Here is a 14780-nt window from a genome sequence, read left to right as displayed (position 1 = left end):
GGCTCAGCCGACCTTGATCTCGTTGTAGACGGGGACGCTGAACGGGTTGAGTTCCACACCGGAGAGCCGCCCGGAGTAGCCCGCGCTGCCGTTCTGGTACCAGAGCGGAATGGCGGCCATGTGGTCCCGCACCACCTCTTCGGCCTGCTGGAAGGTGGCGACCGACGTGGCGGTGTCCGTCTCGGCGTTGGCCCGGTCCACGAGCCGGTCGAACTCGGCGTTGTCCCACTTGCCGTCGTTGGAGGAGGCGTCGGTGTAGTAGAGCGGCTGGAGGAAGTTCTGGATGAGCGGGTAGTCCATCTGCCAGCCCGCGCGGAAAGGGCCGGTCATCTTGTGCTGCCCGAGCTGGTTGCGGAAGTCGGCGAAGGTGCCGACCGGGTTGCCGACGCAGGCGTCGTCGTCGCCGAGCGCCTTGTTGACGGAGTTGCAGACGGCGTCGATCCACTCCTTGTGGGAGCCGGTGTCGGCGTTGTACGTGATCCTCACCTGGCCGCCGGGGATGCCGCCGCCCTCCTTGACCAGCCGCTTCGCCTCGGCCGGGTCGTACTCGCAGGCGTGCCCGCACAGCCCTTCCTTGAAGCCGCCCTCCTTGCCGAGGACCGGGGAGGTCCAGTCGGTGGCGGGGGTGCGGGTCTGCTGGAAGATCGTGTCGGTGATCTGCTTCCGGTTGATCGCCATGGAGAGCCCGGTGCGGACCTTCTCGGCGCCGGGGGTGTTCCAGCGGGCGTCGTAGAACGGGAAGGCGAGCGTCTGGATGATCCCCGCGGGGGTGTTGATGTACCGGTCCCCGAGGTCGGTCTTCACGTTCCTGAGCTGGGCGGCGGGGATGTCGTCGACCAGGTCGAGGTTCCCGGCCATCAGGTCGGTGTAGGCGGTGTTGTTGTCGGTGTAGACCTTGAGGTCCACACCGTCGTTCCGCGCCTTGTCGGGCCCCGGGTAGGCGTCCCACTTCTTCAGGTTCATCTGGGAGCCCTTGGTGTACGCCTCGACGGTGTACGGGCCGTTGCCGACCGGTCGCTTCACCCAGGCCGCGTGGTCGGTGAAGAAGGCGCGGGGCAGCGGGGCGAAGGCGGCGTAGCCGAGGGTGTCGGGGAAGCCGGAGAACTTCTGGCCGAGGGCGACGGTGAAGGTGTGGTCGTCCACCACCTTCAGCCCGGAGAGGGTGTCGGCGCTCTGCTCGCCGCTCTCGGGGTGGACCTGGTCGTAGCCCTCGATGTAGCCGAAGAAGTACGCGTTCTTCTGGTTGTTCTTCAGGCTCGCGCCGTAGTTCCAGGCGTCCACGAAGGAGCGGGCGGTCACCTTCTCGCCGTTGGAGAAGGTCCAGCCGTCCTTGATCTTGATGGTGAAGTGCTGCGAGTCGCTGGTCTCGATGCTCCGCGCGAGCAGGTCGGTGGCCGCGCCGGTCTTCGGGTCGTACCTCTTCAGCCCCCGGAAGATCATGTCGAGCACCTTGCCGCCCTGCACCTCGTTGGTGTTGGCGGGCTCCAGCGGGTTCTGCGGATCGCCCCAGGAGGAACTGAGCACCCCGCCGCCCCCGGCCCCGCTCCCGCCCGCGCAGCCGGTGGCGACGAACGCCAGCGCGAGAACACCTGCGGCCAGCCGGGGGCGCGCGGATGGGCGCATGGGTGCCTCCTCCTGAGGGGTGCCGTCTTCCTCGGTCACGCCATCTCGGTGATCTTGCTGCTCGGTGTCAAATATCGGCGCGTACCGCGACTGCCGCACGCGCAGGCGCCCGTCTGCGGGTGCCGCTTAGCTCGTTCGGGTTGCGTGGTTGCTCCGACCCGTGGCACACCGGCTCCGACCGGGCGAACCGCGTCGTACGCATGTGCCGTCAGCCCCTCACCAGCGGGTCTTCACCGGACTGGACCAATGTCCGCGAGACCCCCGCTCACCTGGGCTTTTGTGCAGGCCACAGGGGTTCTCGGGACCGTTGACGCGTGCAGATCACCCTGATAGACAAGCTCATCACTTTCGGCCGACGGCATACCGCCGGCCGTGACCGGGCAGTCCAACAAGCGGTTTCCGTGCGAGCGATGACGCGAGGTCACGACCTATGAGCACACACGGCCAGTACGGAGGACGAGAGTTGACGCCAAGACGCCCGTGGTCCCCGGTGCGCCGGCTGACCGCCGCCGGGACGGCCGCGCTGGCCGTCACCGCCGCACTCGTCACCCCGCTCGCCCCGGCACCCCAGCGCGCCGAGGCCGCCCCGGAGGGCAGGACGCTCACGGTGGCGGTCGCGCAGAGCGTCGACTCGCTCAGCCCCTTCCTGGCGGTGCGCCTGGTCAGCACGAGCATCCTGCGGCTGACGTACGAGTACCTGACCGACTACGACCCGGGCGACGGCCACCCGATCCCCGGCCTCGCCACCAAGTGGGCGCCGTCGGCCGACAAGCTCACCTGGACCTACACGATCCGCTCCGACGCGAAGTGGACGGATGGCCAGAAGGTGACGGCCCAGGACGCGGCCTGGACCTTCAACAAGATGATGACCGACGAGGCGGCTGCGACCGCCAACGGCGGCTTCGTCACCAACTTCCGCAAGGTGTCGGCACCCAGCCCCGACAAGCTGGTCGTCGAGCTGAAGAAGCCGCAGGCCACGATGACGGCCCTGGACGTCCCGATCGTGCCCGAGCACGTCTGGAAGAACGTCACCGACATCGCCAAGTTCAACAACGACAAGAAGTTCCCCATCGTCGGTGACGGCCCCTTCACCCTCACCTCCTACCGGCCCGACAGCTACGTCCGGCTGAAGGCCAACAAGAGCTTCTGGCGCGGCGCCCCCAAGTTCGACAACCTGGTCTTCAAGTACTACAAGGACCAGGACGCCGCCGTCGCCGCCCTCCGCAAGGGCGAGGTCTCCTTCGTCGCCGGGTCGCCCTCCCTGACCCCCGCGCAGGCCGCCTCCCTCAAGGGCCAGCCGAACATTCACCTGAACGAGGCGCCGGGGCGCCGCTTCTACGCCCTCGCCGTCAACCCCGGCGCCCGCGCCAAGAACGGCGAGAAGTTCGGCGACGGCGACCCCTCGCTGCTCGACCCCCGGGTGCGCCAAGCCCTCTTCATGGCGGTCGACCGCAAGACCCTCGTCGACAAGGTCTTCCAGGGCAACGCCGTCCAGGGCCAGGGCTACATCCCGCCCCGCTTCTCCTCGTACTTCTGGAAGCCCTCGGCCGACCAGGGGCGGGGCTACGACCCCGCCGAGGCGGGCCGCCTGCTCGACCAGGCCGGGTACAAGAAGAACGCCGACGGCAAGCGCACCGGCAAGGACGGCAAGCCGCTGGACTACCGCGTCCTGTGCCACGCCACCGACCCGAACGACAAGGCGGTCGGCCAGTACCTCAAGGAGTGGTGGGGCAAGCTCGGCGTCGGCATGTCGCTCGACTGCCTCGACAACGTCACCGACCCCTGGCTCGCCGGGAAGTACGACCTCGCCTTCGACGGCTGGTCCGTCAACCCCGACCCGGACTACGTCCTCGCCATCCACACCTGCGCGGCCCTGCCCGCCACCCCGAAAGACACCGGGCTCACCGACAACTTCATCTGCGACAAGAAGTTCGACGAGCTGTACGCGAAGCAGCTGGCGGAGTACGACCCCGCCCAGCGGGCTGAACTCGTCAAGCAGGCGGAGTCGCGGCTGTACGACACGGGGTACATGAACGTCATGGCGTACCCGAACGCGGTGGAGGCCTACCGCACCGACCAGATCAAGTCGATCGAGACCATGCCCAAGGCGGCGGGCAACATCTACGGCCAGGACGGCTACTGGAGCTGGTGGTCGGCGGTCCCGGCCGACTCGCAGAAGTCCGATGACTCCGGCTCGACCGGTGTCGTGGTCGGGATCGTCGTCGGCGTGGTGGTCCTCGCCGGTGCCGCGTTCCTGTTCACCCGGCGGCGCCGCTCCTCCGCCGACGACCGCGAGTAGCCCATGGAACCGATGAACCACCCGGCCCGGCGGCGGGCGGTGCGCGATGGCCGCTGACCTCACCCCCGCCGAGGCCGGTGTCCCGGGGACCGCCGCCGTCGCCCCCGACATCGGCGGCCCCCGGGCCCGCACCTGGCCCGGCTACGCGCGCTACGTCGCGGCCAAGCTCGGCGGCGCCGTCGTCTCCCTGTTCGCCGTCCTGGTCACCGGCTTCTTCCTGTTCCGGCTGATCCCCGGCGACCCGGTCAAGGCCATGACCGGAGGACGCCGGGTCTCGACGGAACAACTCGCCGCCTATCGGCGGGAGTTCGGGCTGGACCTGCCGATGTGGCAGCAGTTCACGCAGTACTGCGGCAAGGCGCTCACCGGCGATCTGGGCACGTCGTACCAGTTCCACACCCCGGTCACCGACAAGATCGGCGAGGCCCTGCCGAACACCCTGCTGCTCACGGGCACGGCGTTCGTGCTCTACACCGCGCTCGGCATGTACCTGGGCACCCGCTCCGCCTGGCGGCACGGCGGCCTCGGCGACCGGCTCAACACCGGTCTGGCGCTGACCCTCTACTCGCTGCCGTCCTTCTGGCTGGGCCTGCTGCTCACCATCGTGCTCTCGGTGGGCATGGGCCCGATCCCGGGGCTGTTCCCGACGGGCGGCATGGAGTCGGGCGACACGAGCGGCTTCGCGTACGTCCTCGACGTCGCCCACCACATGGTCCTGCCGGTGCTCACCCTGATCGCGGTCGAGTACGGCCAGACGCTGCTGGTCACCCGCTCGGCCCTGCTGGACGAGATGGGCAGCGACTATCTGACGACGGCCCGCGCCAAGGGGCTGCGGGACGACCTGGTGCGCCGTCGACACGCGGTGCCCAACGCCCTGCTGCCCACCGTCACCCTGGTCTTCGTCAACCTCGGCCGGACCGTCGCGGGCGTGATCCTGGTCGAGACCGTCTTCTCCTGGCCGGGCCTCGGCAGCCTCTTCTACCAGGCCCTCAGCGTGCCCGATCTGCCCCTGGTGCAGGGGCTGTTCCTCCTCTTCGCCTCGGCGGTGATCGTCATGAACACCCTGGCCGATCTGGTCTACCCGCTGTTCGACCCCCGGGTGGGCCGATGACCTCCACCGTCGCCGAGCCGGGAGCCGGACCCGGCCCCGAACCCGGACCGGGCCCCGGCTCCGGACCCGGCCCCCGCACCCTCGCCTGGCAGCGCCGCCGCCGCTCGGCCCTGCGGTTCTGGCAGCAGTACCGCACCCACCGCGCCGGGCTGGCCGGGCTCGCCGCCCTCGTGCTGTTCGCGCTGATCGCCCTCACCGCGCCGCTGACCGTCGGCTCCGACGTGGCCCGGGTGACCGACGCGCCCGGCAACCCGCTGGAGGCGCCGAGCGGCCACTTCCCGCTCGGCACCGACCGGTTCGGGCGGAACCTGCTGGGCCTGGTGATCTGGGGCGCGCGGGTCTCGCTCCTGGTCGGGCTGCTCGCGGCCGTGCTGTCGGTGGCGATCGGCGCGGTCGTCGGGATCGTCGCCGGGCACTTCCGGGGCGCGTGGGCGACCGTGCTGATGCGGATCACCGACTGGTTCCTGGTGATGCCCACGCTGGTGCTCGCCATCGCGCTGGCCACCGTCATGTCCCGCTCGCTCGGCACGGTGATCCTCGCCATCGGCGTCACCACCTGGCCGACCACCGCCCGCCTGGTGCGCGCGCAGACGCTGGCCGTGGAGTCCCGCCCGTACATCGAGCGGGCCCGGGCGCTCGGCGGCGGCCACTGGCACGTCATGACCCGGCACGTGCTGCCCAACGTCATGCCGCTCGTGCTCGCGCAGACCACGCTGATGGTGTCCTCCTCCATCCTCGCCGAGGCCACGCTCGCCTTCCTCGGGCTCGGCGACCCGTCCGTCGTCTCCTGGGGCGGGCTGCTCCAGGACGCGCGCGAGGCGGGCGCGGTCAGCGCGGGCGACTGGTGGTACCTGGTGCCGCCCGGCATCGCGATCGCCCTGGTCGCGCTGGCCTTCACGCTGTGCGGGCGCGCCGTGGAGTCCGTCCTCAATCCCCGGCTGGGGGTGGCCCGTTGAGCCTGCTCGAACTACGGAACCTGACCGTGACGTACCCGGGCGGTGCCGCCGCCGTCCGGGGGGTGGACCTGTCGGTGGCGGCGGGCGAGAAGCTCGGGATCGCCGGGGAGTCCGGCTGCGGCAAGTCCACGCTGGCGCTCGCCGCGCTGCGGCTGCTGCCGGTCGGCACCAAGGTGGGCGGGCAGATCCTGCTGGACGGCGAGGACATCCTGGCGATGCGCTGGGGCCGGGTGCGCGCGGTGCGCTGGGCGGGCGCGTCCATCGTCTTCCAGGGCGCCATGCACTCCCTCAACCCCGTGCACCGGGTGGGCGAGCAGATCGCGGAGCCGATCCTGCTGCACGGCCGGGCGACGGCGGGAGCCGCGAGGAAGCGGACCGGTGAACTCCTGGAACAGGTCGGCCTGCCCGCCGCCCGCGCGACGGCCTACCCGCACGAACTCTCCGGCGGCCAGCGCCAGCGCGTCATGATCGCCATGGCGCTCGCCTGCGACCCTCAACTGGTCGTCGCGGACGAGCCGACCACCGCCCTGGACGTGATGATCCAGGCCCAGATCCTGCGGCTGATCGAACGGCTGGTCAGCGAGCAGGACGTGGCCCTCGTCATGATCAGCCACGATCTCGCGGTCCTCGCGGACACCTGCGACCGGCTCGCGGTGATGTACGCGGGCCGGGTCGTGGAGGAGGGCCCCGCCCGCGCCGTCCACGAGAACGCCCGCCACCCCTACGCCCAGGCACTGTCGGGGGCCTTCCCGCGCATCGGCGACCCGGCCTCCCGGTTCGCCCCGCGCGGGCTGCCCGGCGACCCGCCCGACCCGTTCGCGCTGCCCGCCGGGTGCGCCTTCCATCCGCGCTGCCCGGTGTCGCTGCCCGAGTGCGCGACGGAGGACCAGCCGCTGCGGGCGGCCGAGCCCGGCCGGGTGGCGGCGTGCGTCCACGTGGGGGCGCCGGACGGGGGTGCCACTGCGGCACGGGACGACGCGACGGAGCCGGAGAACACCGGGAGCACCCCATGACGACGACCGGGAGCCCCATGACGACAACGGAACAGCCCGCCCTGCTCAGCGCGCGCGATCTGCGGGTGGTCTTCCCCGGCCGGTCCGGGGCCGCGCCCGCGCGCGCCGTCGACCAGGTCGAGCTGGAGATCCGCCCGGGCGAGATCGTCGCGCTGGTCGGCGAGTCCGGCTGCGGCAAGTCCACGCTGGCCCGCGCCCTGCTCGGCCTCGTGAAGCCGACGGCGGGAGAGGTGTCGTTCGCCGGCCGCCCGCTGGCGTACTCCACCCGCGCCCTGCGCGCCTACCGCCGCCGCGCCCAGCTGGTCCTCCAGGACCCCATCGGCTCGCTCAACCCCCGGCACACGGTGTACGACGCGGTGGCCGAGGGGCTGCGCATCCACGGGCACGCGGGCGACGAGCGGGCCGCGGTGGCCGACGCGCTCTCCCGGGCCGGGCTGCGGCCCCCGGAGCGGTTCTTCCTGCGCTACCCGCACGAGCTGTCCGGCGGCCAGCGCCAGCGCGTGGTCATCGCGGGCGCGCTGGTCCTGGAGCCCGAACTCCTCGTCGCCGACGAACCGGTGGCCTCCCTGGACGCCTCGGTGCGCGGCGAGATCCTGGACCTGCTGCTGCGCCTGCGCACCGACCTGGGCCTGGCCGCCCTGGTGGTGACCCACGACCTGGGCCTCGCCTGGAACATCGCGGACCGGGTGGCGGTGATGTACCTCGGCCGGATCGTGGAGACGGGCCGGGTCGAACAGGTCCTCACCGCGCCCCGGCACCCGTACACCCGCGCCCTGCTGTCCGTCCTCCCGGACGCCCCCGGCGACCCCGTGATCCTCACCGGCGAGCCCCCGGACCCCTCCCGCATCCCCACCGGCTGCCGCTTCCGCGCCCGCTGCCCGGTCCTCGCGAGCGGCGAGGCGGAACGCGCGGGCGTGGCGGACGCCTGCCGCACCAAGGACCCGGCGGTGCTCGACGCGGGCCCGACCGCGCAGGCGGCCTGTCACTGGGTGCACGCACAGGTGACGGCGTAGGCGGTCCACGTCCTTCGGGGAGGCCGCCCGGACGAGGGGCGCCGGTCCGCACGGCTGACGGTACGCCGACGGCCCGCAGCCGGGGCTTCCGGCTGCGGGCCGTCGTCTCACGCCGGGCGGGCGCGCGGGAATCAGTTCTCTTCCAGGGCCTCCAGGGCCGGGTCCAGGACGATCTCCAGGTCGCGCTCGGTGGTCGGCTCCTCCGGGAAGTGGCACGCCGTCAGGTGGCCCGGGCCGTTGCCGGAGAGCTGGACGAGCGGGGGCTCCTCCGTGGCGCACTTGCTCTCGGCCTTCCAGCAGCGGGTGCGGAACCGGCAGCCGGACGGCGGGGCGATCGGCGAGGGCACGTCGCCTTCGAGCCGGATGCGCTCCTTCTTCGGCGCGTCGATGTCGGCGTCGGGCACCGCGGACATCAGGGCGTGGGTGTACGGATGCCGCGGTCGCAGGTAGAGCGAGTCGCGGTCCGCGATCTCCACGATCTTGCCGAGGTACATCACGGCGACGCGCTGCGAGAAGTGGCGCACGACGGCCAGGTCGTGGGCGATGAAGACGAACGCGATGCCCATCTCCCGCTGCACCTCCTGCAGGAGGTTCACCACCTGGGCCTGGATCGACACGTCAAGCGCCGAGACCGGCTCGTCCGCGACGATCAGCTTCGGCTCCAGCGCCACGGCCCGGGCCACCCCGATGCGCTGGCGCTGACCGCCGGAGAACTCGTGCGGGAAGCGGTTGTAGTGCTCGGGGTTGAGGCCGACGATCTCCAGCAGCTCCCGCACCCGGGCCTCACGGCCGCCGGGCGGGTTGATGCCGTTGATCTCCATCGGGCCGGAGATGATCGAACCGACCGTCTGCCGCGGGTTCAGGGAGGCGTACGGGTCCTGGAAGATCATCTGGATCTCGGACCTGATCGGCGCCAGCTGCTTGCGGCTGGCCCGGCTGATGTCCTTGCCCCGGTACGTGATGGTGCCGTCCGTGGGCTCGTACAGCCGGGTGAGCATGCGTCCGGTGGTGGACTTGCCGCAGCCCGACTCGCCGACGAGGCCGAGGCTCTCGCCGGGGAAGACGTCGAAGGAGACGCCGTCGACGGCCTTGACCGCGCCGACCGTCCGTTTGATCGGGAAGCCGCCCTTGATGGGGAAGTGTTTCTTGAGGTCCCGTACCTGGAGCAGCGGCGCGGAAGCCGCCTCCCTCTGCTCCGGGGTGGCGTCGGCGACCGCTGTCGCCGTCGTGGTGGTGTTGTTGTCGCTCATGGTCATGGCCCCAGTTGCCGCTCGTTGCCGGGTAGGTCAGCCCAGCCGGGGCTGAATCGTCTCGATGAACACCTGCTGCTTGCGCTCTGCCGCCAGATGGCAGGCGGCTCCCCTGCCCCCGGGCAGTACGGGCCGCTCCGTCGCACAGCGGTCGCCGTCCACCAGCTCGGTGTAGGCGCACCGGGGGTGGAAGGGGCAGCCGGAGGGCGGGTTGAGCAGCGAGGGCGGCGATCCCGGGATCGGCACCAGCGGCTCGTCGACGTCCGACGACAGGCGCGGCATCGAGCTGAGCAGCCCCCAGGTGTAGGGGTGCTCGGGAGCCTTCAGGACCTCGCGCACGGAGCCGCGCTCCACCGCGCGTCCCGCGTACATCACGAGCAGGTCGTCGGCCATGTTGGCGACGACGCCCAGGTCGTGGGTGATCATGATGATCGCGGAGCCGAACTCCTGCTGCAGGTCCTTCAGGAGGTCGAGGATCTGTGCCTGCACCGTCACGTCGAGCGCCGTGGTGGGCTCGTCGGCGATCAGCAGATCGGGGTTGCAGACCAGCGACATGGCGATCATGGCGCGCTGGCGCATACCGCCCGAGAACTGGTGCGGGTAGTCGTCGACCCGCTGCTTGGGGTGCGGGATGCCGACCTTCTCCAGCATCTCGACGGCCCGGTCGCGGGCCTCCTTCTTGCTGGCACCGGTGTGCTTGCGGAAGGGTTCGGCGATCTGCCGTCCCACCGTGTAGTACGGCGAGAGCGCGGTGAGCGAGTCCTGGAAGATCATCGCCATCTTGTTGCCGCGCAGCTTCTCCAGCTCGGACTCGGTGGCGGTGAGCAGTTCCTGGCCGTCCAGGACGATCTCGCCGTCGATGGTGGTGGTCTTCGGGTTGTGCAGGCCGAGCACGGACAGGTTGGTGACCGACTTGCCGGAACCCGACTCGCCGACGATGCCGAGCGTCTTGCCGCGCTCCAGGTCGAAGGAGAGGCCGTCCACCGCCTTGACGGCGCCGTCCTCGGTGGAGAACTGCACCCGTAGGTCGCGTACCGACAAGAACGCCTCGGAGCCGGTCGGAACCGGGGCGTCCTCGGTCTTGGTGAGTGTGGTCACGGGGGTTCTCCTAGGACAGGCGCACGCGCGGGTCGATCACGGCGTACAGGGCGTCCACGACGATGTTGCAGATGATGATGAAGGCGGCACTCAGGATCATGACGCCCATGAGGACCGGCAGGTCCTTGCCGACGACCGAGTCACGGGCGAGACGGCCCATACCGGCCAGGCTGAAGGTGAGTTCGGTGACCATGCCACCGCTGAGCAGACCGCCGATGTCCATGCCGAGGATGGTGACGATCGGGATCATCGAGCCGCGCCACGCGTAGCGGTAGAAGACGTAGCGGCTGCTCATGCCCTTGGCCTTGGCGGCGCGTACGTGCTCTTCCTGGAGCTGCTCGATCATCGAGGAGCGGGACATACGGGTGTAGTTGGCCGTGAAGATCGTCGCCATGACGACCCACGGGATCAGCAGGCCCATGAACCAGCCTGCCGGGTTCTCGGAGATCGGCACGTACTCGGGCTTGTCCAGCCAGCCGGTGCTGTAGACGAAGAGGCCCAGCATGATCGGGCCGAGGAAGTAGATCTGGAACGAGCTGAGGACCAGCGAGCCGCCGCTGAAGAGCTTGTCGAGCCAGGTGCCGCGGAAACGGGCGGCCATGAGGCCCGCGCCGAGGCCGAGGATCAGGAAGACGACGAGACCGCCGAAGGTCAGCGAGAGCGTCAGCGGCAGCCGGTCCATCATGGTGTCCCACACCATCTGGTTGTTGCGGAACGAGACGCCGAAGCAGGGTGCCGCGCAGTGGCCCACCGCGAAGTCGCGTCCGGCGAAGATGCCGACCAGATAGTGCCAGTACTGGACGGTCACCGGCTGGTCGAGCCCGAGGTTCTTGTGGATGATCGCCAGCGCGTCCGGGGTGCAGTTCTTGCCACACGCGAGTGTCGCCGGGTCCTGTGGGATGGCGAAGTACATGAAGTACGTGAAGACGCTGATCAGCAGGAGGATGAGTACTGCGCCGGACGTTCGGCGTAGGAGAAATCGAAGCATGGCGGGAAGCTGCTCTCAGGACGGCGGCGATGGGAGGGGCCACGAGGGGTCCGGGGGCGAGGGCGCCGCCGCGCCCGCGCCCCCGGAAATTACTGCGTACTGCTTACTTCTTGAGGTAGACCGCCGTCGGGTCGGTGTAGCTCGTCACCGTCGAGTAGCGCAGGCCGCCGACGTTGGAGCCGGCGATCTGGAACACCTTGGTGTAGTAGATCGGCGCCGCCGGGTTGATCTTCTCCGAGATGTACTCCGAGAGCTTCGCGTACTCCTTGGCGCGGGTGTTGGCGTCCGCGATCTTCTGGATGCGGGCCAGCTCCTCGTTCACGTGCTTGTCGTTGGTGTGCGAGTAGTTGGACGCGCCGTCCTGGATCTGCGCACCGTCGAACGACGGCGGGAAGACGGTGTTGCCGTCCGCCCAGTCCTGGCCCCAGCCGGTCATGTAGAGGTCGAAGCCGTTCTTGACCTTGCCCATCTGCTCGTACCAGGTGGCGCTGTCGACTTCCTTCTTCTGGATGTCGAGCCCGATCTTCTTCAGGTTGTTGATGATCAGGTTGGCCTGGGTGGTACGGACCGGGGTGTTGGCGTAGGCGTAGACGAGCTTCTTGTTCTCGGCGCCCGCCTCCTTGATCAGCTTCTTCGCGGCCTCGATGTCACCGTTGGGCTTCTTGACCCGGTTGAACGGGTCGAAGCTCTTGTCGAAGCCCGGCGTGGTGGGCGACATCAGGGAGGTGGCGGGGTCACCGCCGTAGATACCGCCGTCCGCGCGCGCGGCTGCGGTGGCCGGGATCGCCAGGGCGATGGCGTCACGGATGCGCTTGTCCTTGATGCGGTCCATGTTGAAGTTCAGCTGCCACACGTACGGGGCGTAGCCCTGGACCGTGCGCTTCATGACCGACTTGTTGGTCGTGATCTTCTGCAGCTGCGTGGCGTCGATCTGACCGGTGAACATGATCGCGTTCTTGGCGTCACCGCGGTCGGCCAGGATCGTCTTGGTCTGGTCGTCCTTGGCGTGGTTGAACTCGATGTTGAAGCCGTCCACGTACTGGTGGCGCAGCGGGTCGGTCTTGGCGTCCCAGCTGGGGTTGCGCACCAGCTCGAGGTCCTTGCCCGACTTGTAGGAGGCGACCTTGTACGGACCGGTGGCGACCGGGGCCTGGTCGTACTTCTGCTTGGTGTCGGTCTTCTCCGGCACGACCGAGTAGGCGGCCATGGCGAGCGCCTGCGGAGCGTCGGTGTGCGGCTCCAGGAAGTGGAAGATGACCGTCTTGTCGTCCGGCGTGTCCAGGACCGAGGCGGGCAGGTGCTTGCCCTTGTAGGGACCGGCGTACGCCTTGCGGTACTTGGTGCCCGCGCCGGACAGCCACTGCTGGATGTACGTCGGGCCGTCCGTCAGGAACGGGTCGTAGAGCCGCTCGATGGAGTGGCGGATGTCGGCCGAGGTGATGACGTGGCCGTTCTGGTCCTTGATCCCGTCCTTCAGCTTGAAGGTCCAGGTCTTGCCGCCGTCCGAGGACTTGCCCGGGTCGGTGGCGAGGTCGCCCACGACCGTCTGGTCGCCCTTGTCGTCCTCGACGTACGTGGTCAGGCCGCGGTAGAGGAGCTTGGAGAGCAGACCGGCGTCGGAGACGTAGATCTGACCCGGGTCCAGGTGCGAGAAGTCGCTCTCCTGGTAGACCTGGATGGTGCCGCCCTGACGAGCGCCCGGGACCTCCTTGGCGGGGCCGACGGAGTCCTGCGCGGTGCCCATGGCCACCGGCTTGGACTGCGCGGCGGCGTCCGCCTGGCTCTTGCCCTTGCTGCCGCTCTTGCTGCCGCTGCCGCTGCTGCAACCGGTCAGCGCGAGAGCGCCGACGGCCACGGCGGCAACCGTCGTCTGCGCCGTGCGGGATCGAAGGATGCTCATGGTGTTGAAGTCCACCTGCCTGTGAGTAGTGATCCTTTGGTGCTGCCTGGCCCATCCGGTCGGTCGTCCGGCGCCCGGGTGGCAGCGGCCTCCGCGGTGACGGGTGCGTCAGCGTCCGGTCTTGGGATCGAAGGCGTCCCGTACCGAGTCACCGAGGAGGTTGAACGCCACGACGAAGACGACCATGGCGACACCCGGGAAGAACATGTAGGTCGGGTCCTGCTCGTAGATGCCCGCCGCCGTGGCGAACATCAGCCCCCAGTCCGGCGTGGGGTCTTGGTACCCCACACCGACGAACGAGAGGAAGGCGACCGAGAGGATGGTGCTGGGGAGCAGATACGTGCCCTGCACGATGATCGGCGTGACCAGGTTGGGCAGCAGCTCCTTGCGGATGATCCGCCAGGGCGAGGCGCCCGCGACCTTCGCCGCCTCCACGAACTCCCGCTCGCGCAGGGAGAGCGTGACGGCTCGGATCAGTCGCGCCAGGGTCATCCAGGTCAGCAGCCACAGCACGCCGGTGATGGCGAGGAAGCGGACGTACGTCGGCGTCTCCTCGTCGGGAGCGACGAACACCGTGACGACCACGGGCATCACCGCCACCATGAACAGCTGGCTGGGCAGGGCGAGCATGAAGTCGATGACCCGGCCCAGCCAGTAGTCGATCTTGCCGCCGAAGTAGCCGGCCGTCAGGCCGACGACGACACCGATGAGCACCATGCCGAGCGAGGCGAGCAAGGCGGTGTACAGCGACGTACGCATGCCGTAGAGCAGGTAGGCGAGGACGTCCCGCCCGTAGTTCGGGTCGATGCCGAACCAGTGCTCGGGCGACATGCCGCCGTTGGGGCCCGCCGGGAGGTTGAACTCGTTGAGCAGTGTGGGGTCGTCCTGACCGTAGAAGGTGTACGGGTCCTTGCCGTACAGCTTGGTGAGGACCGGAGCGAGGGCCGCGATCACGAAGAAGAAGATCACGACGCAGGCGGACACGACGCCCGTCTTGTCCCGCTTGAAGCGGCGCCACATCAGCTGGCCGGGGGAGCGGCCCTCAAGCTTCTTCGGCCCGTCGGCCTCGACGGCCGAAGCCGGCTCGGGGTCCAAGGCGACCGACGAGCCGGAGCCCTCGGCCTTGACTGGACTGGTCATGTGTGTCTTCCCCCGGGGGATGGAGAGTTGAGCGTGGCGCTGATACCGGCAGGTTCTGCGGTTTGAGGGAACTTTCGCCAACGCGTTCAACGCGCGTCAAGGGAGGAAGACATAGGGATATCCCTAACTCCAACATTTTGAGCAAAAATTGCAGGGATTGACACCTGGGCGCGCTTGACAACGAGTTTGGTAATCCGTCATTCCGGATATGCGCGGCCTTAATTTTGTTTACATGTCCGAAACTTGATCACCAAGTCACCGATTTTCGAACGCGGCCTGAACGGGCACAGCACGTCCATCCGCCGTTCACAGCGCCCCCTCACGGCGCGCGGGCACGACGAAGCCCGGCCCCTCCCTCACGGGAGAAGCCGGGCCCGGTCCTCGCCCCC

General features: G+C 69.3%; 11 protein-coding genes. 5 read left to right on the top strand and 6 right to left on the bottom strand.

The features are described from left to right. Positions 1-3: 3 nt before the first annotated feature. Complete coding sequence (locus B079_RS0103040) at positions 4-1623, bottom strand: peptide ABC transporter substrate-binding protein (RefSeq protein WP_018544300.1); 1620 nt, start codon at positions 1621-1623, stop codon at positions 4-6. Between the two features lie 430 nt (positions 1624-2053). On the opposite strand from B079_RS0103040, the gene B079_RS0103035 reads away from it, so the two are divergent. From B079_RS0103035 to B079_RS0103015, 5 genes are read left to right on the top strand one after another with little or no spacing between them, the layout of a single operon-like run. Next, the gene (locus tag B079_RS0103035; RefSeq protein ID WP_037801076.1) at positions 2054-3922 is read left to right on the top strand and encodes an ABC transporter substrate-binding protein; all 1869 of its coding nucleotides are present in this window, start codon (positions 2054-2056) and stop codon (positions 3920-3922) included. 46 nt (positions 3923-3968) lie between these two features. Then, positions 3969-5033 carry an ABC transporter permease gene (locus B079_RS0103030; protein WP_018544298.1) on the top strand — a complete coding sequence of 355 codons (1065 nt, stop codon included), beginning with the start codon at positions 3969-3971 and terminating at the stop codon, positions 5031-5033. Continuing rightward, complete coding sequence (locus tag B079_RS0103025) at positions 5030-5989, top strand: ABC transporter permease (protein ID WP_018544297.1); 960 nt, start codon at positions 5030-5032, stop codon at positions 5987-5989. The genes B079_RS0103030 and B079_RS0103025 overlap by 4 nt, the downstream gene beginning before the upstream one ends. Then, positions 5986-7002, top strand: a complete 1017-nt coding sequence (locus tag B079_RS0103020; RefSeq protein WP_051094936.1) for an ABC transporter ATP-binding protein — start codon at positions 5986-5988, stop codon at positions 7000-7002. The genes B079_RS0103025 and B079_RS0103020 overlap by 4 nt, the downstream gene beginning before the upstream one ends. A 17-nt stretch (positions 7003-7019) precedes the next feature. Beyond that, complete coding sequence (locus B079_RS0103015; protein ID WP_018544295.1) at positions 7020-8015, top strand: ABC transporter ATP-binding protein; 996 nt, start codon at positions 7020-7022, stop codon at positions 8013-8015. A gap of 131 nt (positions 8016-8146) precedes the next feature. Here the strand turns inward: B079_RS0103015 and B079_RS0103010 are convergent, their stop codons facing one another. The 5 genes from B079_RS0103010 to B079_RS0102990 all read right to left on the bottom strand — a co-directional run bounded on the left by B079_RS0103010 (position 8147) and on the right by B079_RS0102990 (position 14391). Then, positions 8147-9265: an ABC transporter ATP-binding protein gene (locus B079_RS0103010; protein WP_026248296.1), complete on the bottom strand. Its 1119-nt coding sequence runs from the start codon at positions 9263-9265 to the stop codon at positions 8147-8149. Between the two features lie 36 nt (positions 9266-9301). Then, positions 9302-10363 carry an ABC transporter ATP-binding protein gene (locus B079_RS0103005; RefSeq protein ID WP_018544293.1) on the bottom strand — a complete coding sequence of 354 codons (1062 nt, stop codon included), beginning with the start codon at positions 10361-10363 and terminating at the stop codon, positions 9302-9304. A gap of 10 nt (positions 10364-10373) precedes the next feature. Next, positions 10374-11351 (bottom strand): ABC transporter permease, encoded by a 978-nt coding sequence (locus B079_RS0103000; RefSeq protein ID WP_018544292.1) that lies wholly within the window; start codon positions 11349-11351, stop codon positions 10374-10376. Between the two features lie 103 nt (positions 11352-11454). Next, on the bottom strand, positions 11455-13251 hold the full coding sequence (locus B079_RS0102995) for an ABC transporter substrate-binding protein (protein WP_026248295.1): 1797 nt from the start codon (positions 13249-13251) through the stop codon (positions 11455-11457). A 108-nt stretch (positions 13252-13359) separates the two neighbouring features. Then, entirely contained in the window at positions 13360-14391 is a 1032-nt protein-coding gene (locus B079_RS0102990; protein WP_018544290.1) for an ABC transporter permease, read from the bottom strand. Between the last annotated feature and the right edge of the window lie 389 nt (positions 14392-14780).

The organism is Streptomyces sp. LaPpAH-108 (genome assembly GCF_000373625.1).
GTDB lineage: Bacteria > Actinomycetota > Actinomycetes > Streptomycetales > Streptomycetaceae > Streptomyces.
Note: the sequence above shows the minus strand (reverse complement) of the source record. Positions and strands in the feature narration are given on the sequence as shown.

Excerpts from the sequence above, each read along its gene's own strand:
- B079_RS0103040 (WP_018544300.1), bottom strand. The coding sequence starts at position 1,623 with ATGCGCCCATCCGCGCGCCCCCGGCTGGCCGCAGGTGTTCTCGCGCTG.
- B079_RS0103035 (WP_037801076.1), top strand. The coding sequence starts at position 2,054 with ATGAGCACACACGGCCAGTACGGAGGACGAGAGTTGACGCCAAGACGC.
- B079_RS0103030 (WP_018544298.1), top strand. The coding sequence starts at position 3,969 with ATGGCCGCTGACCTCACCCCCGCCGAGGCCGGTGTCCCGGGGACCGCC.
- B079_RS0103025 (WP_018544297.1), top strand. The coding sequence starts at position 5,030 with ATGACCTCCACCGTCGCCGAGCCGGGAGCCGGACCCGGCCCCGAACCC.
- B079_RS0103015 (WP_018544295.1), top strand. The coding sequence starts at position 7,020 with ATGACGACAACGGAACAGCCCGCCCTGCTCAGCGCGCGCGATCTGCGG.
- B079_RS0103010 (WP_026248296.1), bottom strand. The coding sequence starts at position 9,265 with ATGAGCGACAACAACACCACCACGACGGCGACAGCGGTCGCCGACGCC.
- B079_RS0103000 (WP_018544292.1), bottom strand. The coding sequence starts at position 11,351 with ATGCTTCGATTTCTCCTACGCCGAACGTCCGGCGCAGTACTCATCCTC.
- B079_RS0102995 (WP_026248295.1), bottom strand. The coding sequence starts at position 13,251 with ATGAGCATCCTTCGATCCCGCACGGCGCAGACGACGGTTGCCGCCGTG.
- B079_RS0102990 (WP_018544290.1), bottom strand. The coding sequence starts at position 14,391 with ATGACCAGTCCAGTCAAGGCCGAGGGCTCCGGCTCGTCGGTCGCCTTG.